Origin of the sequence: Bradyrhizobium sp. GCM10028915 (genome assembly GCF_042666195.1) — a bacterium.
Taxonomy (GTDB): domain Bacteria; phylum Pseudomonadota; class Alphaproteobacteria; order Rhizobiales; family Xanthobacteraceae; genus Bradyrhizobium; species Bradyrhizobium canariense_D.
This window is the reverse complement of sequence record NZ_JBHTFN010000003.1, coordinates 208,740-234,059: the sequence shown is the minus strand read 5'-3', so window position 1 is coordinate 234,059 and position 25,320 is coordinate 208,740. Positions and strand designations below refer to the sequence as shown.

Here is a 25,320-nt window from a genome sequence, read left to right as displayed (position 1 = left end):
GCCCCTCGCCATCAAAGGCTCTTGGCCATGCGCGGATCGAGCGCATCGCGAAGGCCATCGCCGAGCAGATTGACGGCGAGCACGGTGACCGACAGGAACGCCGCCGGAAAGAACACGATGTAGGGCTTGACCTGCCACAGCGCCCGCCCCTCGGCCATGATGTTGCCCCAGGACGGAATGGTCGGCGGCGTTCCCGCGCCGATGAAGGACAGGATCGCTTCCGTGATCATCGCACTGGCGCAAATGTAAGTCGCCTGGATCAGCATCGGCGCCAGCGTGTTGGGCAGGATGTGGCGCAGGATGATCATCGGTGTGCGCGTACCGCAGGCGACCGCCGCATCCACGTAAGGCTGTTCGCGCAGCGACAGCACCACACTACGGACAAGGCGGGAAACCCGCGGGATTTCGGCAACCGTAATCGCCAGAATGACGTTGCCGACGCTGCCGCGTGTCAGCGCCATCAGCGCGATCGCCAGCAGGATCGGCGGGATCGACATCAGGCCGTCCATGAAGCGCATCAAGATGCCGTCGGCCCAGCGGATGAAGCCGGAGACGATGCCGATGGCGAGACCGGCCGCGGAGGCGAAGATCGCAACGGACAAGCCGACCGTGAGCGAGACGCGCGCGCCGAACAGCACGCGTGAATAGATGTCGCGACCGAGCACGTCGGAGCCAAACCAGTAAAGCGCCGACGGCGCGCGGGTGCGCTTGGCCGGCGCAAGTGCGGTCGGATCCACCGTGCCAAGATAAGGCGCAAAAATCGCGATCAGGACGAGTATCAGCAGCAACGTGCCACCGATGGCGACGGTGGGATGGCCCCGCAGCAGGCCGATGAAGCCGCGCCGGATCACGACGGGCCGAAGAATCTCCGGCAGTTGCGGCGCGAGGACGAAGCCCGCCGGCAGCGCTTGCGGATTGACGGTCGTGTCGGTCAATAGCGGATCCTCGGGTCAACGAGCGTATAAACGACGTCGATCATCAGATTGACGAGGACGTAGACGAAGCTGAACAGCAGCACGATGCCCTGGATGACGGGATAATCGCGGCGCAGGATCGCGTCGATCGTGAGCCGGCCGAGGCCGGGAATCGCGAACACGCTTTCCGTGACGACCGCGCCGCCGATCAGAAGCGCAATGCCGATCCCGATCACCGTGACGATCGGCACTGCCGCGTTCTTCAGCGCGTGGACGAACAGGATGCCGCCCTGCCCGAGGCCCTTGGCGCGCGCGGTGCGGATATAATCCTGTTGCAGCACTTCGAGCATGGTGGCGCGCGTGATACGCGCGATCAGCGCGATGTAGACACAGCCGAGTGCGATCGACGGCAGGATCAGGTTTTGCAGCCAGGGCCAGAGGCCCTGGGCGAGCGGCGTATAGCCCTGCACGGGAAGCCATTCGAGCTCCAGCGCAAAGACGTAGGCGAGGACATAGCCGACGACGAAGACCGGCAGGGAGAAGCCGAACACGGCAAAGGCCATGATGGCCCGGTCGATCAGGCTTCCCGCCTTCCAGGCCGCCAGCACGCCGAGCGGCACCGCGACCACGATCGTGAGCAGGAGCGTGACCATCATCAGCGACAGCGTCGGCCCGAGACGCTGGCCGATCATGGTCGAGACCGGCAGATTGGTGAAGATCGAGGTGCCGAGATCGCCGTGCAGAATGCGCCAGACCCAGCTGCCGAACTGGATCAGGAAGGGTCGGTCGAGCCCGAGGCTCTGACGGATGCGCTCCACATCCTCCGGACTTGCCTGATCGCCCGCGATCACCACGGCGGGATCCCCCGGCGCGATGTAGAGCAGGCTGAACACGAACAGCGCGACGATCGCCATCACGGGCAAGGTCGAGGCGATACGCCGGAGGATGTAGGAGAGCATCTGGCTTCAGCGCAGGGTCATGCGGATTTCGACACGCCCCAGAAGAACGGCAGCGGCCCTTTCGTGATGCCGGAGACGTTCTTGCGCCAGGCCGTGTAGCTGAGGAAGAAGCCGGTCGGCGCGTAGACGACGTCCTCGAGCGCGACCTTGTTGAGGCGAGCGACCGCGGCCTTCTCCTCGTCGAGGTTCTTGGCCTCGAACCAGGACGTGACCTCCTTCTCGGTGCCGGGGCTGCTCGGCCAGCCGAACCACGCCTTGTCGCCGTTGGCGCGAATGGCGGTGTAGGGCGCCGGATTGATGCAGTCCGAGCCCGCATGCCAGGTGTGGAACATGTTCCAGCCGCCCTGTCCGGGCGGCGTCTTCTGCGCGCGGCGGGAGCCGACCGTGCCCCAATCGGTCGCGACGAAATCGACATTCATGCCGAGCTGCTTCAAGAGATCGGCGGTCACATCGCCGAACGCCTTGGTGATCGGCTGGTCCTGCGCCACCAGGCACGTCACCGGCTGGCCGGAATAGCCGCTTTCGGCGAGCAGCTTCTTTGCAGCGTCAAGATCGCGCTTGCCCTTCAAGACTTCGCCGCCCGCCTCGGTGTAGAGCGGCGTATCGGGCGTGAAGAAGCCGGGTAGCGACTTCCACAGCGAATTGTCGTCGCCGACGAGCGCGCGCATATAGTCTTCCTGGCTCATCGCCATCAGCACTGCGCGCCGCGCCCGCACGTCGTTGAAGGGCGGATACAGGAAGTTCATGCGGAACGAGCCGACATTGCCGAGGGGATCGCCGATGTCGACGCTGATGTTCTTGTTCTTCTTCAGGACCGGGACGAGGTCCGCGATGGGATTCTCCCACCAGTCGATCTCGCCGTTTTGCAACGCGGCCGCGGCGGTCGCCGGATCCGGCATCACGATCCATTCGACGCGGTCGAGCAGCATCTGCTTGCCGCCGGCGAGCCACGATGCCTTCTCCTGCCGCGGCACATAGTCGGCGAATTTTTCGAACACGGCTTTGGCGCCCGGGACCCACTCACCCTTGGCGAACTTCATCGGCCCCGAGCCGACATAATCGCCGATCTGCTTGAACGGGTCGGTCTGCGCAATGCGCTCCGGCATGATGAAGGCGCAAGGCGAATTGTTCTTGCCAAGCGCGTAGAGCATCTTCGGGAACGGCTGCTTCAGCACCCATTTGAAGGTGCGGTCGTCGACAGCGGTGAGTTCCTGCTGCAGCGCCTTGAGCATCAGCCCCATCGGATCGCGTGCCGCCCAGCGAGTGAGACTCGCAACGACGTCCTTGCTCAGCACCGGCTCGCCGTCGTGGAATTTGAGCCCCGGCCGCAATTTGAACGTCCAGGTGGTGCCGTCGTCGGTCACTTCCTCGGACTCGACCATCTGCCGCTGCGGCTGCAGTGCGGAATCGACGCCGTAGAGCGTATCCCAGACCAGCGCGGCGGCATTGCGCACGACATATTGCGTGCCCCAGATCGGGTCGAAATTGGCGAGATTTGCTTGCGGCACGAAGCGCAGGGTGCGCGCGGAGGCGCCTTGTGCGATCGCAGGGGCCGAGAGGCCGCTCAATGCCAGACCGCCCGCGCCGGCCAGTCCCTTCAATACGGTCCTGCGATCCATGAAATCCTCCCAATAGTGCCGTGATGCCGGCCATCGTTGGCCAAGAACAGGTGAAACCAGAGCTCATTGGCGTGCAAATGGTATGCCACTAACCAGACCTTCGCCAGCGCGATATCCGCACTAGCTGGGCCAGTCGAGACCTCAAAGCGCGGCCGCCAGCACCGGGCCGGTCTCGATATGCGGGATCGCCTCGACCAGCTTGCGCGTGTAGTCGGTCTTGGGATTGTCGAACAACGCCCGGCTCTCGCCCTGCTCCACGATGCCGCCATTGCGCAGCACGATGGTGCGGTCGCAGAGCATCCGCACCACGTTGAGATCGTGGCTGACGAACAGCAGCGCGATGTCGTTCTCGCGCCGCAGGCGGTCGAGCAGTTGCAGCACCACGGCCTGAACGGAGACGTCGAGCGCAGCGGTCGGCTCGTCCAGCACCAGAAGGCGCGGCCGGCAGGCGATGGCGCGGGCGATGCCGACGCGCGCCTTCTGGCCGCCGGAGAGCTGATGCGGAAAGCGCGGCAACAGATCCAGCGGCAGCCCCACGCGATCGGCGCAGTCTTCCACCCGCTTGCGCAGCGCATCGCCCCCACGCATACGATCGAGCCGCATCAGGGGATGGGCGATGCAGTCGAAGGCGGTGAAGCGCGGATTGAGGCTCTCGTTCGGGTCCTGGAACACCATCTGGATATCTTTGCGGAACTGCGAGCGGTGAAAGTCGCGCGACGCCACATGGCCGATCGCCTGGCCGTCGAACACGATCTCGCCCTCGCTCGGGTCGATCAGGCGGCAGATCATGCGCGACGTCGTGCTCTTGCCGGAGCCGGATTCACCGACGAGGCCGACGCTCTCGCCGCCGGCCATCGTCATCGAGAAGTCCGCCACCGCCGCAGCGCCCTCGTCGAAGCGTTTTGCGAGCTTGCGCACTTCCAGCAGCGGCGGAGTCCCGTGGACGGGCTCCCGTCTGGGCCTGCCGATGACAGCCGCGTAGCCTTCCCGCTCCTCTTCCGTCACGAGATCCTCAATCCGGGAGGTCGCGGTTGGCGACGCCGCCACCAGACGCCTGGTATAGGCGTGCTGCGGCGCGCCGAAGAGCGTCCTGGGGCTTGCCTCTTCGACGATGCGGCCGCGTTCCATCACCGCGATACGGCGGCAATATCGCGCCGCTAACCCGAGATCGTGCGTGATCAGGATCGTCGCCATGCCGCGCGCGGCGGCAATCTCCGCCAGGAGGTCCATCACCACTTTCTGCGTGGTGACATCGAGTCCGGTCGTCGGCTCATCGGCGATCAACAGCGCGGGATTGCAGGAAATCGCGATCGCGATCATGACACGCTGGCACATGCCGCCCGAGAGTTCGTGCGGATAGGCGTTCATCCGCGTCTCGGGGTCGCGGATCTGGACGGCGCGCAACAGCTCCAGCGCTTCGGCGCGGGCGGCATCCTTCGATATCCGCTTGTGCGTGAGGATCGCGTCCGCGATCTGCAAACCGATCGCGCGGATCGGATTGAGCGCCGCCCGCGGGTTCTGGAAGATCATCGACATCGCGGCGCCCTGGAGCTGCCGGAGATCGTCACCCCTGAGTTTTGTGACGTCCTGCCCGCGAAACAGTATCTTGCCTGCGGTGACGCGGCCGGCCGCATCGAGCAGCCGCGTCGTGGCAAAACCGGTGACCGACTTGCCAGAGCCGCTTTCGCCGACGAGGCCAAGCATCTCGCCGGCTTCGACCGTGAGCGTCACACCGCGCACGGCCTCGACCATCCCTCGTCGCGTCGAGAATTCGACGTGGAGGTCGTCGATCCTGAGCAATTCCTCGCTCATGTGCGCATGCGCGGATCGAGAATGTCCCGCATCCCGTCACCGAGGAGGTTAAAGCACAGCACGGCCATCATCAACGCGAGGCCCGGAAAGGCCACCAGCCACCACCGCCCCGTCGAGATGAAGCGCGCCCCCTCCGCGACCATGATGCCCCATTCCGGGGTCGGCGGCTTGACGCCAAGGCCGATGAAGGAAAGACCGGCGGCGTTCAGGATCGCCCAGCCGAGGTTGAGTGAGATTTGCACCGCCATCGCCGGCAGGATGTTCGGCAACAGGAAGCGCAGCACCACCGAGAAATGACTCTCGCCGCAGGAACGCGCCGCCTCCACCCAGCCGACATTGCGCCGGACGTTGACCTCGGCACGGGCGAAGCGGATGTAGAAGGGCAGATTGATGATCGCGGTCGCAATCACGATGTTCTCGATCCGGTTGCCGAGCGCCGCAACCATCGCCATCGCCAGCACAAACAGCGGAAAGGCCATCATGACATCGACGAAGCGGCCGACCGAGCGGTCGAGCCTGCCGCCGGCATAGCCGCAGAACGAGCCCACGACGGCGCCGATCACGAAGGAGATGCCGACCGCCGAGACCGCGATGGCCAGGTCGAGCCGTGCCGCAACGACGAGGCGGCTGAACACGTCGCGCCCGAGCTGGTCGGTGCCGGCAAGGTGCGCCGCGCTCGGCGGCTGCAAGGCCTCCGAGACATTGGAGACGATGGGATCATAGGGCACGAGCCACGGTCCGAAGATCGCGACCAGGACGAACAGCAGGACACCGGCCGCGGCGACGCCGGTCAGCGGGTTGCCGCGCAAAATCCAGACCGAATGGCGGAGGGTTGCGCTGGTCATCCGATCGACACCCTGGGATCGGCGATGCCGTAGCAGATATCGACGACCAGATTGACCAGCACGAAGATGCCAGCCATCAGCAGCACAAATCCCTGCACCGGCGCATAGTCGGACGACAGCAGCGCATCGAGCGCGTAGGAGGCAACGCCCGGCCAGGAGAACACCTTCTCCACCAGGACATTGGCGCCAAGCATCGTCGAGAACACGATGCCGGCAATGGTGATGACGGGAAGGATCGCATTGCGCAGCGCATAGGTGACGACGACCTTCTGCCAGGACAATCCGACGGAGCGCGCGGTGCGCACGAAATCGCTACCGAGCGAGACCAGCATCGAGGCACGTGTGATCCGCGCCAGCGGCGCGATGACGAACAGGGCCATGCTCAGCGCCGGCAGGATCAACTGCTTGCAGGCCGCCCACCAGCCTTCGATGTCCCCCGCGATCAGGAAATCGATCGACAGGAACCCGGTGCGCTGCGGCGGCAGTGAGGTGAAGACGTCGATCCGCCCGGTCGGATCAGGCGCAAGACCGAGCAGATAGTAGAACACATAGATCAGCAGCAGGCCCGAGACGAAGGTCGGCACGCAGACGCCGAGCGCACAGAACAGCCGCACGCCGTGATCGACCAGCGATCCCGGTTTCAAGGCTGCGACCACGCCGAGCGGGACCGCCGCGATCAGCGCGATCAGCAGCGCCGTGAAGGTGAGCTCCAGCGAGGCCGGCAGCCGTTCGCGAAGGTCCTTCAGGACCGGCTGGCCGGTCATCATGGAGCGGCCGAGATTGCCGCGCCCGATATCGGACAGATAGAACACGAGCTGCTCCGGCACCGACTTGTCGAGCCCCATCTGCTTGCGGATCTGCTCGATCTCTTCCTTGCCGGCATTGGGCCCCGAGGCGAAGAACACCGCGGGATCTCCGGGGAGGACCCGCATCAGTAGAAAGGTGAAGACCAGCACGCCGAACAACGCCGGCAGCGACGACAGAAGCCGCCTCCCCGCCCGCGCCACCGTCGCACCAAGACCTGTCATCACCATTCAGAGCCCTTGCATGTCGAGATCACTTGCGGCTGACGTCCCGATAATCCACTTGGCGATGGAACTCGTAGGTATAACCCTCGATCGACGAGGCCATCACGGCGTCCTGGTTCGGCTGCCACAGCGGGATCTGCGGCATCTCGCTGAAATGGATCGCGTTGAGCTTGCGGCCATCCTCCTCGTACTTGGCCTTGTCGGGCTCGAAGCGCGCTTCCTGCGCGATCGTCGCCAGCTCCGGATTGTTGATCGAGCTGTAATTCCAGCGCTGATTGCCCGTGTAGAAGTTGCGGTAGAAGTAATCGGTCGAGGGCAGCCAGGCGACGATGCCTTCCGTGAACAAGGGCAGCTTCTTCTCGTTGATCTGCGTCGACATCTGCGCGTCCGGCAGCTTCTGGATGTCGACCTTGATCCCGATCTTGGCAAGCGATTCCTTCACGAGGGCCGCCATCGGCTCGGCGGTCGAGGCCTGGCCGACGTTGAAGCTGAAGGTGGTCGAAAAACCCTCCGGGAGTCCAGCAGCTTTCAGATACTCCCTCGCCTTGTCGAGATCGGTCTTCACCGGCGCCTGGAACGGATAGATGCCGTTCAACGGCTTGCCATCCGGCCAAGTCGCACCGAACAGCGGGGCTCCGCGACCGAACAGGGCAGCCTTGAACATGTCCTCATAGGGCAGCGCGAAGGCGACGGCGCGGCGGACGTTGACGTTGTCGAAAGGCGGGATCTGGTTGTTCATCGAGACGAAGGTGATCGAATTGTATTGCGGCGTCGAGATCACCTTGAGCTTGCCCTTGGCTTCGAGCGATTGCACGTCGCTGGCCTGGAGATCAACGACGAGATCGGCATCGCCACGCTCGACAAGATTGGCGCGGGTCGCGGGCTCCGGCACGGACTGCACGATTACGCGCTTGAAGAACGCCGGCTTGTCGGGCGAGCCGCGGTTCCAATCCTCGTTGCGCTTGATGATCACTTGCTCGCCGGGCTTGAAGCTCTCGATGACATAAGCACCGCTGCCGGCGGTGTGCTCCTTCAGCCAGGCCGTGGCCCATGGATCCTCTGGTGTCGCATGCTCCTTGGCGACTTTCGAGTTGATGATCAGCGGGTAGACGGTCGCGAGATTCGGCAGCGCGAGCTTGTCGGGTTTCGGCAGCGTCACTTCGATTGTGAGGGGATCAATCACCTTGAACTGGTCAGCCGACGTCAATGATCCCGTCAGCAATTGTGCCTTGCCGAGGATCGGCGCGGTGACGCAGCGATCCAGCGACCATTTGACGTCCTCGGCGGTCACGGGCGAGCCGTCCTGGAACTTAGCATCCTTGCGCAGACGGAACGTCAGCTTCAGTCCGTCCGGACTGACGTCGTAGGATTCGGCGAGCTCGCCGGTGATCTTGTCGAGATCGAACACCCATTTGCCGTTGAGCTGCTTGCGGCCGAACGCCACAAGGCGGTCGTAAGTGCTCATGCTCAGTGCGAAGGATTCCCGCGTCGAGCCCGGGATGTTGGGATCGAGCGTGTTGACCGATGCACCGGTGACATAGCGCAGCGTCTCCGCCCTGGTTTGCGCTTGCGCAGGCGCAGCGGCGACAAGCAGAAGCGCAGTGGTGGCGAGCACGGAGGATGCCATCCTGAAAGACACAAAACGCATTCGTTTTCCCCAAAATTTTCGACAAGAACGCCGACAGGACAGGTGAAGAAAGAAGCAAGTTGCGCGCCAGTCTCTTGATGCGCTCTTGTGGACGCTTTGTCGCGGCGGCGCATGGACGATCATCGCGATTCCTCCAAGTTTCGCGCTGGCCGCGTCACCACGGCCTGCGGCACGTCATAGGCGCGAAGCGAGGCCCAATGCCGTTCGACATCGGCACGAAACAGGCCGCGCGTCAGGCCATTCACTAGCTTCGGCGCCGCGGTCGTCATCGCGTTGATCGACGATCCCGACGGACCGAAACTCATGGTGGAGGCGATGGCGAAGAGATGGATATTCGAGATCCACGGCGTATCGCCCGCGACACGCTCGGTGAAGGCATAATCGTCGGCGAGATAGGGAAAGCGACCGAGCCGCGCGCTGCGCTCGCTCTCCGGGGGCTGGTAGCGGTCGGCCCAGGTTGCGATATTGCCGGCAAATGCGCGCAACTCGCCACGGCCGGAAAAATCCATGTCGATGCCGGTGCCGCAGATGACGAAATCCGCAGGTATGGCGCCGCGCGGCGTCTGCAATTCCACACCACGATCGGTCTCGCGGGCCGCCTCGATCGGGGCGCCCTCGTGCAATGTGAAATTGGCGTGATTTGCGCAGCGATCGTAAGTTGCCTGCGGAAAGCCTTCGCGCATGTCGAGGATGGTGCGCATGAAGCGCCACCGCCAGGCATCGTCGAGATCGCTGAGATGGCGGAGGAAGCCGCGGAAAGTCAGCCAGCGATAGGGTTGGATCAGCTGGATCTGCGCACGACGACACAGCAGGTGCACCTCCGCCGCGCCCGCTTCCAGCGCGGTTGCTGCGTTGTCGAAGGCAGATGCGCCGGCACCGATCACGGCGACGCGCTTGCCGCGAAGGTTTTCGAAGTCGACGTCGTCGGCGACGGTTGCGACCGAGCTCATGGGCAGATGGCTCAGCGGCTCGGGGATCATCCAGTTCCCCATCCCCTCCTGCCCCGTCGCAAGCACGATCTTGCGCGCATGGAGTGTCTCGACGCCATCGCCACGTTTCACGCGTGCGGCCAGCAAACCATCCCGCGCCGGCCGGATTTCCAGAAGCTCGCTCCCGTTGCGCACCGGCAAGCCGACTGTGCGCCGCAGCCAGAGCAGATACTCAGCCCAGTGGCCGCGCGGGATCAGGTCGAGTGTCTGCCAGCTCTCCGTGCCGAAGCGGGCCTCATGCCAGGATTGATAGGTCAGGCTGGGGATGTCGAGGTCAGGTCCCGTATAGTCCTTCGGGCTGCGCAGCGTCGGCATGCGGGCATAGGCGAGCCATGGCCCCTCCTTCCCCTCCTCGGCCTTGTCCAGCAGCAGGATGTTGCTGACGCGGGAGCGCAGCAGGCCGAAGCCGATGGCGATGCCGGATTGACCGGCGCCGATCACGAGCACATCCAGCGCCGGCTTGCCATCCGGTCCCGTCTTCGGTTCGAGCCAGGCGGCACCGGGATGCGCGATCCGCGCGAGATCGGCGCGAACGTTCGCTTCCAGCTCTGTCAGCGCATCACTCATGCCGCGAGCCAGCCTCCGTCGACCACCATCACGGTGCCGGTCGTAAACGAGGAGGCATCGCTTGCGAGGTGGAGCGCGGCCTGCGCGATCTCATCGGCCTGGCCGAACCGCTTCATGGCATGGCGGTCGCGGGAGGCTTCGCGCACCTCGTCCGCATTGGCGTGGCGCGCAAAGCTGCGGCGAAGCATCGGCGTGTCGATCGCACCGGGCGCGATGGCGTTGACGCGAATGCCGTCCGCCGCGAAATCCACCGCCATCGTCCGGGTCAGGCTGACAATCGCGCCCTTGGCGGCGATATAGGCACTGTTGCCCTTGCCGCCGGCAATCGCAAGCTGCGACGCCAGCGTGATGATCGAACCGCTGTTCTGCCGCTGCATCTGCGGCACGGCTGCCCTCGCCCACAGCCAGGTGCCGCCGACATTGGTGCGGAACACCGCATCCCAATCGGCGGGGTCCGTTGTCAACACGGTGCCGCCACAGGAGAAGCCAGCGGCAGTCATCAGGATATCGAGCTGGCCGTGCCGTGCTACCACATCATTTGCCACCGCCTCGGCGAAATCGGCATCGCCGACGTCGCCAATATGCGTCGTTGCCTCGCCGATCAAGCTCAACGTTTCCTGAAGTCCGGCTGGATCGCGATCGACCAGAGCAAGACGTGCGCCCTCTTCCGCGAACAGCTTTGCACTGGCGCGGCCGATGCCGGAGCCTGCGCCCGTGATGATGGCCGTGCGCCCCTGCAGCCGCATCTCAGATCCACTCCTTATGCTGCGTCAACCAGGCGCTCATCGCGGCCGCCGACTCGGCGCAGCCGAACCGCGCGCGCCAGCCGAATTCATCCGCCATCCGGTTCACCGACAGCGGCGCGCGATAGGCCCCATGCAGCTTGATGACGATTTTCTCGCCGGGCGCCGCGAGCCGGCATTGCAGGCCGGGGTGCAACGCTGCATAGGCCTCGCCCCATTGCAACGCAGGCCAAAGCCCTCCGCGGGAGACGTTGTAGAGCCGGTGGCGCGGCCGCTCGGCTTCAATCAGCAGTGCGACGGCCTCGGCCGCATCCGGCGCGTAGATCCAGTCCCTCATGCCCGCTTCGGGCATGATCGCCGGCTCGCCGCGGGCGAAGGCGGCCAAGATCTGGAACTGGAGGCTCGGCGTGTCGCGTACGGAGCTCGGTCGCTCCCACGGTCCGAACAGGGCGCTCAACCGCACGCTCAGGAAATCACCGCCGAAGAGCTCGGCGTGACGCGCGACCGAACGCTCCGAGGCGAACTTGCTGATGGCGTAGAACGAGACCGGATCGCAGGGCGTGTCCTCGTCCAGAATCTCGACCCGCGCACCGGTGGCGCCGTAGGCCGATGCCGAAGAGAGATTGACGACCCGGCGCACGCCATGACGGATCGCGGAGAGCAGAATCGGGATCTGCGCCATCACGTTGATCTCGAGAACGCGCGCGGTCGATGCTCTCTCCAATTCGTCACCGGCGGTGATCGCAGCTCCAAGCACGATCGCGTCAACGCCTTCGGCGATGAGGGCATCGATGGCCTCTGCGTCGATGATATCGCCCTGTACGGCTAGGAGCCGTGCGCCGTAGTCGGCAAGAGATCGCCGCGCGGATGGCGGCAACTCTGCACGGTCATACAGCGTGACGTCATGCCCGCGCGCGAGCAGCGCCTCCGCAACATTGAGGCCGACAAACCCCGTGCCGCCGAAGATGACGATCTTCATCGCGCGCGATCCGCCGTCACAGTAGCTTCGCTCCGAAATTCCGCTCCGGATCCATGTCGGCCACGAGCCGACCGGTGGGCTTGGCCGCCTCGCCGCCGCTGCGTGCCAGGAACTGGCCGCTGCCTGCGCTCGCGAGGCACTTGTTGCCATCGATGATCACTCGGCCACGCGACAGCACCGACACCGGCCAGCCCTTCAGCTTGCGGCCTGCAAACGGCGTGTAGCCGGCAAGGTCGTGCATCATCTCATCGGCGATCTCGACCTCGCGATTAGGATCCCAGATTGCAATATCGGCATCGGCGCCGACCGCGATCGAGCCCTTGCGCGGATGCAGATTGTAAATCTTGGCCGGCGCCGTCGACGTCAGTTCGACGAACTTTTCCAGGCCCAGCCGCCCGTTCGACACCATCGCGTCGAACAGCAGCGGCAGGCGCAGCTCCAATCCCGGCAGGCCATTCGCGACCTGCTTGAAGTTCGGATTGGGGCCGGCGCGCAGCTTGCCGGTCTCGTCATAGCGATACGGCGCGTGATCCGACGAGATGGTCTGGAGATCGCCGAGCGACAGCGCCTGCCACAGCGCCTCCTGGTCTGAATGCGTCCGCGGCGGCGGGCTGCACATCCACTTGGCTCCTTCCACCTCGGGCTTGTCGAGATCGGCTGCGGTGAAGAACAGGTATTGCGGACAGGTCTCGGCAAACACCTTCAACCCCTGCCCGCGCGAATCGCGGATCACCTTGGCGCCTTCGGCGGTGGAGACGTGGAAGATCATGATGGGCTGGTCGATCAGCGCCGCCATGCCGATCAGCCGGGTAAAGGCTTCCGCCTCCGACACGCGGGCGTGGCTGACGGCGTGGTATTTCGGCATGGTGTAGCCGCGCGCGAGCAGGCGCTTCACCATCCAGGCGATGATGCCGTGGTTTTCGGCATGGGCGCACAACATCGCGCCGGACTGGCGCGCGGCAAGAAGGATGTCCAGCAGCGGCTCGTCGTCGACCTTGAGCCGGTCGTAGGTCATGAAAATCTTGATCGAGGCGTGGCCCTGCTTCACCAGCGCCGGAATGTGCTCCTCGACCGTTTCCTTGGTCGCATCCGCAATGATCATGTGAAAGGCGTAGTCGATCACGGCGCCTTTCTTGGCGAGGGCGTGATAATCCTCCACCACCTGCGGCAGCTTCATGCCGACATGCTGGGCGGCAAACGGGATCACCGTGGTCGTGCCACCGAAGGCGGCCGAGACGGTCGCGCTCTCGAAGGTGTCGGCGTTCATGATGCCGGCAGCGGACAATTGCTCGATATGGGCGTGGCTGTCGACGCCGCCGGGTAGAACGAGTTTCCCGCGCGCGTCGATCTCGCGCTTCGCAGGCGAAAGCCCACGCCCGATAGCGGCGATGGTCTCGCCGGAGATGGCCACATCGGCTTCAAAGACATCGGTCGTCGTCGCGACGCGCCCACCGCGAATGATCAGGTCGTAAGCGGGTTCAGTCATGAGGCACTCCATGATAGGCTCAAGCCAAGTGATCGAAATTTTGCAGGAAGACCAGCATGTCCCGACCGCGCATTCTCGTCATCAATCCAAATTCCAACCCTGCGGTCACGCGAGGGCTGGAGGACGCGCTGAAGCCGCTCGGTTTCGAGGGCGGGCCGGAACTGGTCTGCCAGACGCTGGCCGAGGGTCCCTTCGGCATCGAAAGCCAGGCCGATGTCGATGGCGTCGCCATGCCGCTGCGCCGGCTGGTCGAGGGCGACAACAGCTCGGCGGCCTTTGTCATCGCCTGCTACAGCGATCCCGGGCTTCAGGTCTGTCGCGAAGGCACCGACCGCCCCGTGTTCGGCATTGCCGAGTGCGGCGTGCTGACCGCGATGGCCCGCGCCGAGACCTTTGGCGTCATCGCGATCGCCCAGCGCTCGATCCCGCGTCACATGCGCTATCTCAGGCAGATGGGACTGACCGAACGTCTTGCCGGCGAGCGGCCGCTCAACATGAGCGTTGCCGAAACCGCCTCGGGCGAAGGCACGCTGGCCAAAATGATCGAAATCGGCCGCGCGCTGCGCGACGAGGACGGCGCCCGCGCCATCGTGATGGGCTGCGCTGGCATGGCACGGCACCGCCGCCCGCTGGAAGACGCGCTCGGCATTGCCGTGATCGACCCGACACAGGCGGCCGTCACCATGGCGCTGGGTACAGTGCAGTTCTCGAATCACTAGGCGTCCTTCAGCACTTTGGCGTCCTGCCGCGCGAGCCATTGCGCGTGGCTCTCGCGGACTAGCGCGAACGTGTCCCGCTGCGTCGTGTAGAGATTGCCGAACATGCGGCCGATCGGCCGATAGGCGTCGAGGTCGACATACATGTTGGCCTCATCGACGAGGCCCTCGCGGGCGTGAACCCGGAGCACCTCGCCGACCAGCAGCTCGCGATCGGGCGAGAAGGTCAACGCGACATGGCGCCGGCATTCGAGCGCAAAGGGGGCCGCGGCGAGGCGCGGCACCTTCACTTCGATTGAGGGAAGCGTCGCCAGCCCGGCCGCGGCGACCTCGCTGTCGCCGGACGGAAAATCAACCGCGCAGTCGTTCATCGCCACCGACAGCGCCTCGTCCACCATGTGAACGACGAACTCGCCGTCGCGATGGATGTTGCGGGTGGTGTCCTTCGGGCTGTGATCCGGCTTGTGCTGAAGCCCGAGTACGATCAGCGCCGGGCTCTCCGAGAACACGTTGAAGAAGCTGAAGGGCGCGGCGTTGACCGCCCCGTTGGCATCGAGCGTCGTCACCAGCGCAATCGGCCGTGGCACCACCACGCCGCAAAGCAGCTTGTAGCGGTCGCGCGGATCGAGCTCGCGCAAGGGAATACCTGATGTGCCCTTGTCCGCCATCGACATCACTTCTCCGGCGGTGGCACCGCGCCGGTCTGGCTGGTGATCAGGCCGTAATGCTCGATGCGGCGGTGCTGCGCGAAATTGAAGATCGTGGTCTTGCCGAATGTGGTGGCATCGAGATCGCAAGGGTGGACCAGCAGCTCGTCCTCCTCCGTCTTCGCTTCGGCGACGATTTCGCCATTGGGATCGACGATCAGGCTGCCGCCGAACAGCGGGTGTCCGTCCTCGTTACCGGCCTTGGCCACCGCGACAACCCAGGTCGCGTTCTGATAGGCGCCGGCCTGCGCCGAGAGGCGGTTATGGAACAACCGTTTCTCGACGCCTTCATCGCTCCTCTCCGCATTCACCGACGGCGTGTTGTAGCCGATCAGCACCATCTCGACGCCCTGCAGGCCCATCACGCGATAGGTCTCGGGCCAGCGCCGGTCGTTGCAGATGGCCATGCCGATGATGCCGCCCAGCTCGCGCCAGACATTAAAGCCGAGATCGCCCGGCTCGAAATAGCGCTTCTCCAGATGCTGGTGCGAGCGCTTGGTGTCGTATTCCACATGGCCCGGCAAATGGATCTTGCGATATTTGCCGACGATCTTGCCGGATCTGTCGGTCAGGATCGCAGTGTTGAAATGATGCCCGTCGGGCGTCAGCTCCGCATATCCGAAATTCATCGCCATCTCGTGCTGTGCCGCGCGCTCGAACAACGGCCGGGTCGCCGCATTGGGCATCTCGCGCTCGAACCAATTGTCGAACTCGGCCCGGTCCTCCACGTACCAACGCGGAAAGAAGGTCGTGAGCGCCAATTCCGGATAGACGATCAGGTCGGCGCCCTTGCTCTTGGCCTCATCCATCAGCGCAATCATGCGCTTGACCACGGCCTCGCGGCTGTCCGCTTTCTGGATCGGGCCCATCTGGGCGGCGGCAACATTGACGATACGCATCAGCGATTTCCTGGTGATGTCTTTGAGCTAAGCTACAGTTTCAAGTACGTGCTGGCGCGCGCAGCATAACGCAGCATCGCCCGGACTTGCCAGCCGGCGCCTGCACATCGGCATCGTGTGCGCTGCACGGTCCATCCTCATGTCTGCTCCTCATCCGCAACATCGAGACCGTGGTCCAGCGCGTCCAGAAGCTGCCCGGCCTCATGCTCGGAAATCACGAGTGGCGGCGCGAGGAACAGCGAAGTCTGCTCGCCGCTGGTCCCGATCACGGCGCCGGCCTCCAGCGCCCGCTCCGCGACGCGCGAGGCAATCGGCACCTCGGCGGTGTCGGCGTGCCAGGAGCGCCAGTCCGGCCCGTGCAACTCCACGGTCCAGTGCAGCCCCTGCCCCGCCACGCGCTGCACGCTTGGATGCTTCTGCGCGATGGCGAGCAGGCGGCGGGTGAACAGCTTTTCGAGGCCCCTGACGTGCTCCAAAATCTTGTCATCGTTCACGACCTTCAGATAGGCGCTGACGGCAGCCATGCTGATGGGATGCCCGCGCAACGTGCCGTAATTCTGCCAGCTGGTGCCCTTGAGCCGTTCGACGATACCTTTCGACACCACGACCGCGGCAACCGCCGCCGCGCCACCGCCGAGCGATTTTCCGAGCGTCACGATATCGGGACGACTTTCGGCTCCCTGGAACGCGAACCAGCGCCCGGCACGGCCCGCACCAGTCACCACTTCGTCGGCGATCCAGTAGGAGCCGGCCTGCCGCGCGCACCGCGCCACCTCGTCCTGATAGGCGCCATCGTAGTAGATGCCGCCTTGCGTGTAGTCGATGATCGTCGCTGCCGTATCCGAAAGCAGGCGCGTGGCATCGGCCAGATATTCGCTGGGCGGAACATTGTTGGCCGGCGCGCCGTAGATCGCGCCGTGCGGTGGCGGCAATATCCGCACCGGCGCCATCGGCGCGGGCAGCCGCGAACCGCCTGAATGCACCGCGAGGCCGCCATGCCATTGCGGCTGCACGGTCATGCTGCGCGAGAGGCCCGTAATGCCGTGATAGGCGCGTTCGCGCGTCGCCAGCGCAGACCGCTGCGTCAGGGCCTGACAGAGCGACAGCGCCATGTCATTGGCCTCGCTGCCGCTGATGCAGAAGCGCACCGCGCCAACCCAATCGTCTTCGCCCTTGAACGCGGTGGCCATCAAGTCGTCAGCCGCCTGCTCGCGGCCGACCCAGGTCCAGCCCTCGTTCACGACGGGCGTATCCGCGGCGCGGCGGATCGCCTCCACCATCGCGGGATGACGATGTCCGAGACCGCCGCCGGTGTTGCTGCCGTCGATGAGCTTGCGACCATCCGACAGATGAAAATAGATGCCCTCGCCGCCGACCACGGCCATGGGCGCGCTGTCGCCGGCATTCAGCCCGGTTCGCAACAATTTGCTCATCGCAATCCCTTCATTCCGCGGCCTCGGCGCCGTAGCCACCGCCACCACAGGTCTCGATCGTGACGAGATCGCCTTGCTGCAGCACCAGGTTCGACTTGCCGTCGATCGCGACGTTCGCGCCCTGCCTGATCAGCGAGATGCGGCAGGCCTTGCCGGGTTCGCCGCCTTGCATGCCGAACGGCGCGACCACCATGCGCTCGATGCAGGTGGTCAGATGCATCGACGGCGCCAGGATGCGATAGGTACGGATGACGCCGTCCCCGCCGCGATGGACTCCCGTGCCGCCGGAATTCCGACGAATGGCCTGCTGCTCGACTTGGATCGCGTAATTCGCCTCGATCACCTCGATTGGCGTGTTCGAAGTGTTGGACAGATGCACCCGCGTCGCGGAGATGCCGTCCCGATCATGCCGCGCACCCTCGCCACCACCGTGGACCTCGTAGAGCATCTTCCACGAACCGTTTTGCCGCGGCTCGGCGAAGAAGAGGACGCCTGCCGTGGTCGCCCCACCAGCCGACAGACGTTCGGGAATGGTGTCCTGCATAGCGCGGAAGATCGCATCGACGATGCGCATCGAGGTCTCGTGATTGCCGGCCGCAACCGAGGCATTCCACCCCGGCTCGAGAATAGAGCCCGGGCGCGTGATGATGGTCAGCGGCCGCAGCGCGCCCGCGTTCTGGTTCATGTCGCGCCCGCTCATGATGCGCGCGGCATAGGCCACCGCCGAGCGCGCCATGAACGGTGTCGTGTTGCAGAAATTCGAGACGCGGCCGCAGCTTCCCGAGAGGTCGAAGGTCGCTTCGTCTCCGGCAATGGTGATCTTGACATGAATGCGCGCCGGGGCGTCGTTGACGCCACCGTCGTCCAAATAATCCTCGCCCTCGTAGACGCCATCAGGCAGCTCGCGGAGCGCCTCGCGCATCTCGATTTCGGAGAGATCGTGCAGGCGCGACTGCGCCGCCGTGAAGACCGCCTTGCCGTGCTCGCGGCATAGCTCGACGATGCGCTTCTCACCGGCTTTCGTTGCGGCGATCTGGGCGAGAAGATCGCCCTCGCAGGATTCCGGATCTCGAACATTGGCCTTGAGCAGCTGCACGATCGGCGTATTGACGCCGCTTGCCGTGGCGATCAGAACCGGCGGAATGCGCATCGCCTCCTGGAAGGTGTCGATGGCTTTCGCAAAATAGCTGCCCGGCCAGGTGCCGCCGATATCGGGCCAGTGTGCGAGGCTGACCGCGAACGCCACGATCTCGCCGTCGATGAAGACCGGGCGCACGACCTTGACGTCATTGAGATGATTGCCGCCGAGCGGGCCGACATTGTAGATCAGAGCGTCGCCGTCCTTCAGGCTGTCGCGCGGCACCACTTTCAGCAATTCGAGGACCGTATAGGCCATCGCGCCGAGATGGATCGGGATGTCGCGGCCCTGCCCGACCAGGTCGCCGCGGCCGTCCGTGATCGCCGACGACAGGTCGCCGGCTTCACGCAGCAGCGGCGAGCGCGCCGAGCGCGTCATCACCAGGCTCATCTCCTCTGCCGCGGCCGACAGCCCGTGCCTGATGACCTCGACGACGAACGGATCGAGCTTCATGCGGCCCCCCGCGTCAGGAACAGATTGCCTGAAACATCGGGCCGCGCCTGCCAACCGGGCGGGACCACCACGGTCGACCATGCGTCTTCAATGATGGCCGGGCCGCTGACGATCTCGGTCAGCGAGGCGCGATCGATGATGCTTGTGGCGATGTCATGAAAGCCGTCGAACGAGCAAATGCGATTGCCGGCGGATACCCTGGCCGCGACGGCCGGCCGGCTCACGACGGTCGTCGACGGACGGCGTGCCTGCACCCGCACGGATTCGATGACGCAGCTCTCGCTCGTCGCATAGCCGAACAGCTCGTGGTGCCGGGCCAGAAAATCCTTCTTCAGCCTGATAATGTCGAGCGGTCGCACGAACGGCACCGGAATGGCGTCGTTCTGCGCCGCGTAGCGCATCAAGGCCACCAGCTCAATCTGAATCTCGGTCGCGGCAACCCCGTTGGCGATCAGCGGCGCCGAGGCATCGTCGATCAGCACCCCGATCCGCTCCGACACACGGGCGAGGTCGATGTCGTCAAGCGCCGCGCGCAGGGTTTGCTGCTGGAGGAAGCTGAAATCGGCGGTGAGACAGCCCAGCGCCGAGAACGCGCTCGATGCACTGGGAATGACGACCTCGGCAATCCCGTAGAGATCGGCTAGGCCCGCGGCGTGCATCGGGCCGCCACCGCCAAAGGCGAGCAGCGTGCAGTCGCGCCCGTCGATGCCGCGCTCGACGGTGACGCGGCGGAGGGCGCGCGCCATTGTCGCGTTCGCGACCTTGATGATGCCGAGCGCGGTGTCGGTCAGGCTCAGCCCCAGAGTGCCCGCGATCGGTGCGATGACATCAGTCGCTGCCTTGATATCGATTCCGATCCGGTCGCCGAGTTTGGTTTCGGGATTGAGATAGCCGAGCACGGCGTTGGCATCGGTGATGGTCGGCTCGGTACCGCCGCGGCCGTAGCAGGCCGGTCCAGGCTCGGAGCCGGCGCTTTCCGGTCCGACCGTCAGGCCACCGGAGCCGTTGCGCACGATCGAGCCGCCGCCCGCCCCGATCGAGTGCACCGCGAGCATCGGCTGGCGCAGCGGCTTGTCGCCGAGCATGCGGCCGTCGGTCATCTCGGCCTGACCGTCGACGATCAGGCACACGTCGGTCGTGGTGCCGCCCATATCGAACGTCAGCATCCGGGACGTGCCGAGCTGGCGCGCGATGCTGACCGATGCGGAGACGCCGGCCGCGGGGCCCGACATCGCCATCACCAGCGGCCGCCGCTTCACGGCCGAGATCGGCACCATGGCGCCGGCCGAATGAAACACCTGCAGGCCGGGACCGATCGGCAGCCGCAGCTCCAGTTCGCTGAGATATTCCACCGCAATCGGCATCGCCGCGGCGTTGAACACGGTCGCCGAAGTCCGCTCGTATTCGCGCGCCTCGGGATTGACCTCGTGCGACAGCGAGACGTGGGCAACGACGCCCTTGAGCCGCTCGCCGAGCATCTTCTCGTGCACCGGATTGGCATAGGCATGCAGCAGCGCGACCGCGACACTCTGCACGCCGGTCCCCTTCAGCCAGGCCACCAGACGCTCGATCTCCGCGTCATCCAGCGCCTTCAGCACCCGGCCCTCGTGATCGAGGCGCTCAGCAAGCCCGAAGCATCGTTCCGGCGGCACCAGCGGCAGCGATTTTGGCGGGACGTCGAGACGATAGAGATCGCGGCGACGATAGCGCGCGATCTCCAGCACGTCGGCAAAGCCTTCGGTCGCCACCAGTGCCACTTTCGGCAGCCGTCCTTCGACGATGGCGTTGGTCACGCGCGTGGTGCCGTGGACGAAGCGCTTGACCTCGCTCTTGCGCAGGCCGACCGCCTCGATCGCCTCCAGCATCGCCTGAACCGGAGCTTGAGGTCGCGACGGCACCTTCGCGATCCGTGCCTCCGCGGGGGAGTGTCGGATCGCGATGATGTCGGTGAAGGTGCCGCCGATATCGGTGCCAACTTCCCAGTGATTTTCGTCAGTGCTCATGTGTGGGTCAGCTGCGGACGACATTCGAACCGGACGCCGGGTGGTTCCCGTCCTTCGCGAGGTTCAATCGCAAACCGAGAGCGCTCATCATCATCCCCTGTCATGCCACCGCTTGCGAGCGTGCGACAGAGCGATGGCCTCGGGATAGGGCCAGAGTTGTCGCAATGCACTGGACCAGCCCGCGACCGGCGCGGCGCGGCGAGGCACATTTTAGTGCAGCCCTGCCCGCATGGAGAGCACGTCGGTGTGGATCGTTCGACGCGACATAAGTGCGGCGCACCACGAATTTTCCCGGACGAAACACCACATCCGCTGCAGCGCAATCCACGCGCCCCGCACGCACTGTCTAATTTGCAGGCGATCGACCGGCCCTACGGACCATGCGATTGCTTATGAGCTATGCATGGCAGTCGGCTCAGCCTCTCTTTATTGTACGATCAGTAAGCGGTGGTTTTGCCCGCTCCGGCTCTCAGGCCGCGAAGGACGGACGCAGGCGGCGCCAGCCGATGATGATGCCCGTGATGGAGAACAGAAAGCCAAGGGAGCAGAGCCCGACGACCAAGCCGTCGCGCAGCAACGGGTGCGCGACGAGAACCGGAAAATCCAGCGTGTGCAGCGCGCCGTAGAACCAGCGATAGGCCCGCCGCGATGGATCCAGCCTTTGCAGCAAATTGCCGTCGGCGCCGTCGATGTCGAACCAGAGGTCACCGCAATACGAGCGGTAGACCGGGGCGCCCGGGACAGTGGACCGCGCGGGATAGTTGTCGTCCTCGGCAAGTACAGACGGACCGCCGCAGCCGGCCGCCAGGCGCGCGGTCAACCCCTGGACCTCGTGCACATCCAGAGATCTCGTCGGTCCATCGCGGGGCGCGTCCCCTGCCTTGATCAAGGTCTGACCGGCAAGGGCCGTTCGATCCCGCCGATAGAGAGTGCCGTTGAAGGCAAACCATTCGATTTCACGGGTCGATGGCGATACAGGCTGCCGATCGAGCGATGGGGCCGCCGTCCAGTTCGGTGAAGCGTTCATCACGCTGGATTCAGCGGAGGCCCATTGCCCGCGCGAGAACAGCCGCCCGTGATCCATGGAGAGCCAGCCGCTGAAAATCCAGCTCAGCACGAACACCATCGCAACGAGGCCGATGAGATGATGCAGCGCATGCCAGCCGCGATAGGGCGAGCCGATCAGACCGCTGCGAGGTTTGATCCGCGCAAGCCCGAGCACAGAGCCAAGCAAAGCCGCGATCAGGGCCAGCAGCGACAAGGTCCAGACCACGCGATCCCACAGCGACCAGTTGCTTCGCAGGACCGTTGGATAGATCCAGTGCAGCACACTCCCGACCAGATTCCAGGTCCGCTCGTTGCGCGTCGTATCCAGGACGATCTCGCCGGTGAGCGAGGAGACATAGACTTCCCTCCCGTCGGCATCACCGAGGGCAACCCGAAACAAGGGCCGATGGCGGTCAAAGCCGTTCGGCACGCTCCATTGGTCGTAGTCCGAGCGCGCAACGATCTCGGTTGGTCCGGCATCCAGCCCGCGGCTGCGGGCGTGATCTCGCGCGATGGCCAATGCGACGTCGGAAGACGCGACCGACGCGTCGCCCCCATCGGAGGCGCGGATTGCGCCTGCGCGCGATGGCCCCGAGACGACATAGACCGGGCCGTCGCTGCGCTGGATCAGGCGAACGCGCGTCGCATCCGCGATGCCGCTCGCGGCAACGGCATCGGCGACTGCAATCCTCGTCCCAGCACTCGCCAGCGGCCCAAGCCCGGCGAAGCGTTCCGCTTCCGTCAGAGACGGAAACGGAACGAAGTGCATCACGATTCCCGTCGCGAACCACATCGCGAACACCAGGCAGAACGCGATCCCGAGCCATCGATGCAGCAGGACGATCGCGCGCATCATCGATCAGCATCCTACCATTTGAATGCGGCCGAGAGTTCATAGGTGCGCGGTGCACCCAAGAGGATCTGGTCGGGATAGAACGGATCGCCCCAGATCGCATAGCGCTTGTCGGCGATGTTGCGCACCCGGAAAGTCAGGCGAGCCTGGTCGACCGCGTTGAACACCGTCTTCGGGATGTCGACGAAGGCATAGACGTCCGCGACAGTGTAGGCCTTCATCGTCACGACATTCGCATCGGTGTTGTAGCGGTCGCCGACGTGACGGCCGGTGACGCCGACTTCCACGGGCCACGGCGTGAAGAACCGATACGACGCTCCGGCATTCGCCACGACGCGCGGCACGTTCGGCGGCGTGTTGCCGGAGAACGAGCCGCCGACAAAATTAAAGTCGGCGTAGCGCGCATCGACATAGGCGATGTTGCCCCAGAGACGCAGGGGACCGATCGGACGCACGGACGCGGCAAGCTCGACGCCCTTCGATTCCTGCCGTCCGGCAAGGTTGAGCTGCATGCCGCCGGCCGCGGCATAGACGTTCTTGCGCAGGATGTCGTAGGCCGAGAACGACCACTCCGCCCGGTTGTCCCAGAACAGGTGCTTGACGCCGGTCTCGTAGGTGCGCGCGGTGGTCAGGTTCAGCGGATCGGTCGGATTGAGCAGGAAGATGTTGTTGGCCGAGATGTCTGCGCCGGTGGCGTATTGGCTGAAAAAGGTCAGGCCCGGTACGGCTTCCCAGGTGTAGCCGATACGCCCCGTGGTCGGGACCCAGGATTGCGAGAACGGGAAGTTCGCCTTCTCCAGACCGAACTTGTCGGTCGAATTGCGGTCGAGCCCGATATGCTCGACGCGCAGGCCGCCGACCAGCGCAAAGGTCCGTGTCAACTTCAACCGGTCCTCGAACGACAGCGCCTCATTGTCGATGCGCGCGGTCTGCTGCTGAATGGTGAGCAGGCCGTAATAGCCGCGAGGCGGATCGACCAGCGGAACGGAATCGCCGGGGAAATTTGCGGCGCCCGGCCTCACGAAATCAAGGTAGCTTGAGGAAAGCGTCGTGACCAAACGGTTGTCAAAGCCGGCGATATTCGCATCCCAGATCAAATCGGTGACGTTGCCGACCAAGCGTTGGCTGTGCGCGACATAGAAGCGCTCACGATCGACCATGTTGGTCCCGGAATTGAACGCCTCGATCTCATTGTTGAACCATGTGCGCTCAGCTCCGTAAGCATAGGCTTGACTTTTCAGCGTCAGGTCGGGCGCCAGATTCAGCTCGAAACCGCCGCGCAGCCACACCTCCTTCGCCACGTTCCTGTTGTCGAGGACGTTGTAGTTAGTATTGAAGGTGCGGTCGTCGATCGTGACGGCACCGAGATCGGTTTTGTTGTAGTTCGAGACGTAATTGCCGGAAACGATCCCCGTCGTCGCATGCGAGCCGCTGAAGGCAATCGGCACCAGCGGCGCACCCCAATAGGCTTTCGAGCGATCTTCCCGATACTCGATCGCGCCCCAGACCTTGAGGCTGTCGGAGATGCGGTAGTTGAGCTGGCCGGAGACATCGAGCGTCTTGGTGTTGGTGTCGTCGGCAAAGCCGTTGAGCGAGGAACGGCTGACGTCGAAGCGGTAGTCCAGCCCCTGCACATTGGTGCTGCCGCCCGAGCCGTAATGCGCCCGGAACGAGTTCAGCGAGTCCCAGGAGAAATCTGCCTCGTTCCGGATCGGACCGGTGTGCGGCTGCTTGGTGACGAAGTTGATCGCGCCGCCGGCGGCGCCCTCGCCCGACATCAGCGACGCCGGACCCTTCAGGAATTCGACTGCCTCCAGATTGGCCGTGTCCATGATCCGCGAGGTCATGTTCTGCGGACCGATCTTGATGCCGTTATAGAGCGTGTTGATCTGGCTGTTGGTGAAGCCGTGCATGGAGAAAGCCGAAGGCTCGGCCGGATTGTCGCCGGCTGTGACGCCCACCGCTCCCTGCGCAACGTCGGACACGGTGCGGTAGCCCTGCTCGCGCATGGTTGCGGCCGAGATCACCTCCACGGTCGCGGGCGTTTCTCGCACGGTCAGGCCGAGGCGCGAAGCGCTTTCGGCGACGGCATTGGTGTTGAGCGGCGTCTGTGCCGCCGTGGTCGGCGCGACGGGCTTGGGCACTGCGGATGCAGTCTCCGGCCGGCGCGCTGCTGCGCGGCGTGAGCGCTGCGCGTCCCGTCCGGCCGGCTTGGCCTGCCTGCGGGATTGTGGCGCCGACACCTCGACGGGCGGCAGTGGCTCGCGGGCCTGCTGCGCCAAGGCCGCTGGCATGTCGATGGCGACGAAAGATGTGAGAGCGGCGGATGCCAGTAGGAAACGGCGTGGTCGTACAATACGAAGGGAATACACGGTCTTGGACCTCGGAGTGACGTCAGTGGCACGTCACCGCGAACCAGGGTCCCATCGTCCGGCTTGTCAGCCTTCCGGTGAAGCCGAATGTCTGTACTCCCCGACCGACA

At 64.8% G+C, this 25,320-nt stretch carries 19 protein-coding genes; 1 reads left to right on the top strand and 18 read right to left on the bottom strand.

What is annotated here, in order from left to right; genetic code table 11:
* Nucleotides 1-11 precede the first annotated feature (11 nt).
* From ACFQX9_RS02840 to hydA, 11 genes are all read right to left on the bottom strand, one after another.
* A complete protein-coding gene (locus tag ACFQX9_RS02840; RefSeq protein ID WP_018458693.1) occupies nucleotides 12-935 on the bottom strand; it encodes an ABC transporter permease in 924 nt (307 codons plus the stop codon).
* A complete protein-coding gene (locus ACFQX9_RS02835; protein WP_085352392.1) occupies nucleotides 932-1,873 on the bottom strand; it encodes an ABC transporter permease in 942 nt (313 codons plus the stop codon). Before ACFQX9_RS02835 ends, ACFQX9_RS02840 begins: the two co-directional genes overlap by 4 nt.
* Before the next feature lie 17 nt (nucleotides 1,874-1,890).
* On the bottom strand, nucleotides 1,891-3,492 hold the full coding sequence (locus tag ACFQX9_RS02830; RefSeq protein ID WP_377786462.1) for an ABC transporter substrate-binding protein: 1,602 nt from the start codon (nucleotides 3,490-3,492) through the stop codon (nucleotides 1,891-1,893).
* Nucleotides 3,493-3,633: 141 nt separating this feature from the next.
* Complete coding sequence (gene nikE / locus ACFQX9_RS02825; protein ID WP_085352390.1) at nucleotides 3,634-5,304, bottom strand: ABC transporter ATP-binding protein; 1,671 nt, start codon at nucleotides 5,302-5,304, stop codon at nucleotides 3,634-3,636.
* Nucleotides 5,301-6,149, bottom strand: coding sequence for an ABC transporter permease (locus ACFQX9_RS02820; protein ID WP_027569265.1), 849 nt, complete (start codon nucleotides 6,147-6,149; stop codon nucleotides 5,301-5,303). Before ACFQX9_RS02820 ends, nikE begins: the two co-directional genes overlap by 4 nt.
* Nucleotides 6,146-7,180: an ABC transporter permease gene (locus ACFQX9_RS02815; protein ID WP_377786573.1), complete on the bottom strand. Its 1,035-nt coding sequence runs from the start codon at nucleotides 7,178-7,180 to the stop codon at nucleotides 6,146-6,148. Before ACFQX9_RS02815 ends, ACFQX9_RS02820 begins: the two co-directional genes overlap by 4 nt.
* A 25-nt stretch (nucleotides 7,181-7,205) precedes the next feature.
* The gene (locus ACFQX9_RS02810) at nucleotides 7,206-8,825 is read right to left on the bottom strand and encodes an ABC transporter substrate-binding protein (RefSeq protein ID WP_085352389.1); all 1,620 of its coding nucleotides are present in this window, start codon (nucleotides 8,823-8,825) and stop codon (nucleotides 7,206-7,208) included.
* A gap of 119 nt (nucleotides 8,826-8,944) precedes the next feature.
* Nucleotides 8,945-10,381 (bottom strand): NAD(P)-binding domain-containing protein, encoded by a 1,437-nt coding sequence (locus tag ACFQX9_RS02805; protein ID WP_377786459.1) that lies wholly within the window; start codon nucleotides 10,379-10,381, stop codon nucleotides 8,945-8,947.
* Nucleotides 10,378-11,127 carry an SDR family oxidoreductase gene (locus tag ACFQX9_RS02800; RefSeq protein WP_377786457.1) on the bottom strand — a complete coding sequence of 250 codons (750 nt, stop codon included), beginning with the start codon at nucleotides 11,125-11,127 and terminating at the stop codon, nucleotides 10,378-10,380. Before ACFQX9_RS02800 ends, ACFQX9_RS02805 begins: the two co-directional genes overlap by 4 nt.
* 1 nt (nucleotide 11,128) lies before the next feature.
* Nucleotides 11,129-12,103, bottom strand: a complete 975-nt coding sequence (locus ACFQX9_RS02795; RefSeq protein WP_377786455.1) for an NAD-dependent epimerase/dehydratase family protein — start codon at nucleotides 12,101-12,103, stop codon at nucleotides 11,129-11,131.
* A gap of 16 nt (nucleotides 12,104-12,119) precedes the next feature.
* Entirely contained in the window at nucleotides 12,120-13,589 is a 1,470-nt protein-coding gene (gene hydA, locus ACFQX9_RS02790) for a dihydropyrimidinase (protein WP_377786453.1), read from the bottom strand.
* A 56-nt stretch (nucleotides 13,590-13,645) separates the two neighbouring features.
* Here hydA and ACFQX9_RS02785 point away from each other — a divergent pair, with 56 nt between their 5' ends.
* Complete coding sequence (locus tag ACFQX9_RS02785) at nucleotides 13,646-14,308, top strand: aspartate/glutamate racemase family protein (RefSeq protein WP_085385840.1); 663 nt, start codon at nucleotides 13,646-13,648, stop codon at nucleotides 14,306-14,308.
* On the opposite strand, the gene ACFQX9_RS02780 is transcribed toward ACFQX9_RS02785, so the two are convergent.
* The 7 genes from ACFQX9_RS02780 to ACFQX9_RS02750 form a co-directional block, all read right to left on the bottom strand.
* Nucleotides 14,305-14,973: a flavin reductase family protein gene (locus ACFQX9_RS02780; protein ID WP_085385942.1), complete on the bottom strand. Its 669-nt coding sequence runs from the start codon at nucleotides 14,971-14,973 to the stop codon at nucleotides 14,305-14,307. The two genes, ACFQX9_RS02785 and ACFQX9_RS02780, sit on opposite strands and share 4 nt — an antisense overlap.
* Nucleotides 14,974-14,978: 5 nt before the next feature.
* Nucleotides 14,979-15,911 (bottom strand): N-carbamoyl-D-amino-acid hydrolase, encoded by a 933-nt coding sequence (locus ACFQX9_RS02775; protein ID WP_247370768.1) that lies wholly within the window; start codon nucleotides 15,909-15,911, stop codon nucleotides 14,979-14,981.
* 137 nt (nucleotides 15,912-16,048) lie between these two features.
* A complete protein-coding gene (locus tag ACFQX9_RS02770; RefSeq protein WP_377786450.1) occupies nucleotides 16,049-17,344 on the bottom strand; it encodes an aminotransferase class III-fold pyridoxal phosphate-dependent enzyme in 1,296 nt (431 codons plus the stop codon).
* A 10-nt stretch (nucleotides 17,345-17,354) separates the two neighbouring features.
* Entirely contained in the window at nucleotides 17,355-18,935 is a 1,581-nt protein-coding gene (locus ACFQX9_RS02765) for a hydantoinase B/oxoprolinase family protein (RefSeq protein WP_247455103.1), read from the bottom strand.
* Nucleotides 18,932-20,938 (bottom strand): hydantoinase/oxoprolinase family protein, encoded by a 2,007-nt coding sequence (locus tag ACFQX9_RS02760; RefSeq protein WP_247370776.1) that lies wholly within the window; start codon nucleotides 20,936-20,938, stop codon nucleotides 18,932-18,934. Before ACFQX9_RS02760 ends, ACFQX9_RS02765 begins: the two co-directional genes overlap by 4 nt.
* Nucleotides 20,939-21,407: 469 nt before the next feature.
* The gene (locus ACFQX9_RS02755) at nucleotides 21,408-22,841 is read right to left on the bottom strand and encodes a PepSY domain-containing protein (RefSeq protein ID WP_377786448.1); all 1,434 of its coding nucleotides are present in this window, start codon (nucleotides 22,839-22,841) and stop codon (nucleotides 21,408-21,410) included.
* An 11-nt stretch (nucleotides 22,842-22,852) separates the two neighbouring features.
* The gene (locus tag ACFQX9_RS02750; protein WP_247370780.1) at nucleotides 22,853-25,210 is read right to left on the bottom strand and encodes a TonB-dependent siderophore receptor; all 2,358 of its coding nucleotides are present in this window, start codon (nucleotides 25,208-25,210) and stop codon (nucleotides 22,853-22,855) included.
* Nucleotides 25,211-25,320: the final 110 nt, after the last annotated feature.

Excerpts from the sequence above, each read along its gene's own strand:
- ACFQX9_RS02835 (WP_085352392.1), bottom strand. The coding sequence starts at position 1,873 with ATGCTCTCCTACATCCTCCGGCGTATCGCCTCGACCTTGCCCGTGATG.
- ACFQX9_RS02830 (WP_377786462.1), bottom strand. The coding sequence starts at position 3,492 with ATGGATCGCAGGACCGTATTGAAGGGACTGGCCGGCGCGGGCGGTCTG.
- nikE (WP_085352390.1), bottom strand. The coding sequence starts at position 5,304 with ATGAGCGAGGAATTGCTCAGGATCGACGACCTCCACGTCGAATTCTCG.
- ACFQX9_RS02820 (WP_027569265.1), bottom strand. The coding sequence starts at position 6,149 with ATGACCAGCGCAACCCTCCGCCATTCGGTCTGGATTTTGCGCGGCAAC.
- ACFQX9_RS02810 (WP_085352389.1), bottom strand. The coding sequence starts at position 8,825 with ATGCGTTTTGTGTCTTTCAGGATGGCATCCTCCGTGCTCGCCACCACT.
- ACFQX9_RS02805 (WP_377786459.1), bottom strand. The coding sequence starts at position 10,381 with ATGAGTGATGCGCTGACAGAGCTGGAAGCGAACGTTCGCGCCGATCTC.
- ACFQX9_RS02800 (WP_377786457.1), bottom strand. The coding sequence starts at position 11,127 with ATGCGGCTGCAGGGGCGCACGGCCATCATCACGGGCGCAGGCTCCGGC.
- ACFQX9_RS02795 (WP_377786455.1), bottom strand. The coding sequence starts at position 12,103 with ATGAAGATCGTCATCTTCGGCGGCACGGGGTTTGTCGGCCTCAATGTT.
- hydA (WP_377786453.1), bottom strand. The coding sequence starts at position 13,589 with ATGACTGAACCCGCTTACGACCTGATCATTCGCGGTGGGCGCGTCGCG.
- ACFQX9_RS02785 (WP_085385840.1), top strand. The coding sequence starts at position 13,646 with ATGTCCCGACCGCGCATTCTCGTCATCAATCCAAATTCCAACCCTGCG.
- ACFQX9_RS02780 (WP_085385942.1), bottom strand. The coding sequence starts at position 14,973 with ATGGCGGACAAGGGCACATCAGGTATTCCCTTGCGCGAGCTCGATCCG.
- ACFQX9_RS02775 (WP_247370768.1), bottom strand. The coding sequence starts at position 15,911 with ATGCGTATCGTCAATGTTGCCGCCGCCCAGATGGGCCCGATCCAGAAA.
- ACFQX9_RS02770 (WP_377786450.1), bottom strand. The coding sequence starts at position 17,344 with ATGAGCAAATTGTTGCGAACCGGGCTGAATGCCGGCGACAGCGCGCCC.
- ACFQX9_RS02765 (WP_247455103.1), bottom strand. The coding sequence starts at position 18,935 with ATGAAGCTCGATCCGTTCGTCGTCGAGGTCATCAGGCACGGGCTGTCG.
- ACFQX9_RS02760 (WP_247370776.1), bottom strand. The coding sequence starts at position 20,938 with ATGAGCACTGACGAAAATCACTGGGAAGTTGGCACCGATATCGGCGGC.
- ACFQX9_RS02755 (WP_377786448.1), bottom strand. The coding sequence starts at position 22,841 with ATGATGCGCGCGATCGTCCTGCTGCATCGATGGCTCGGGATCGCGTTC.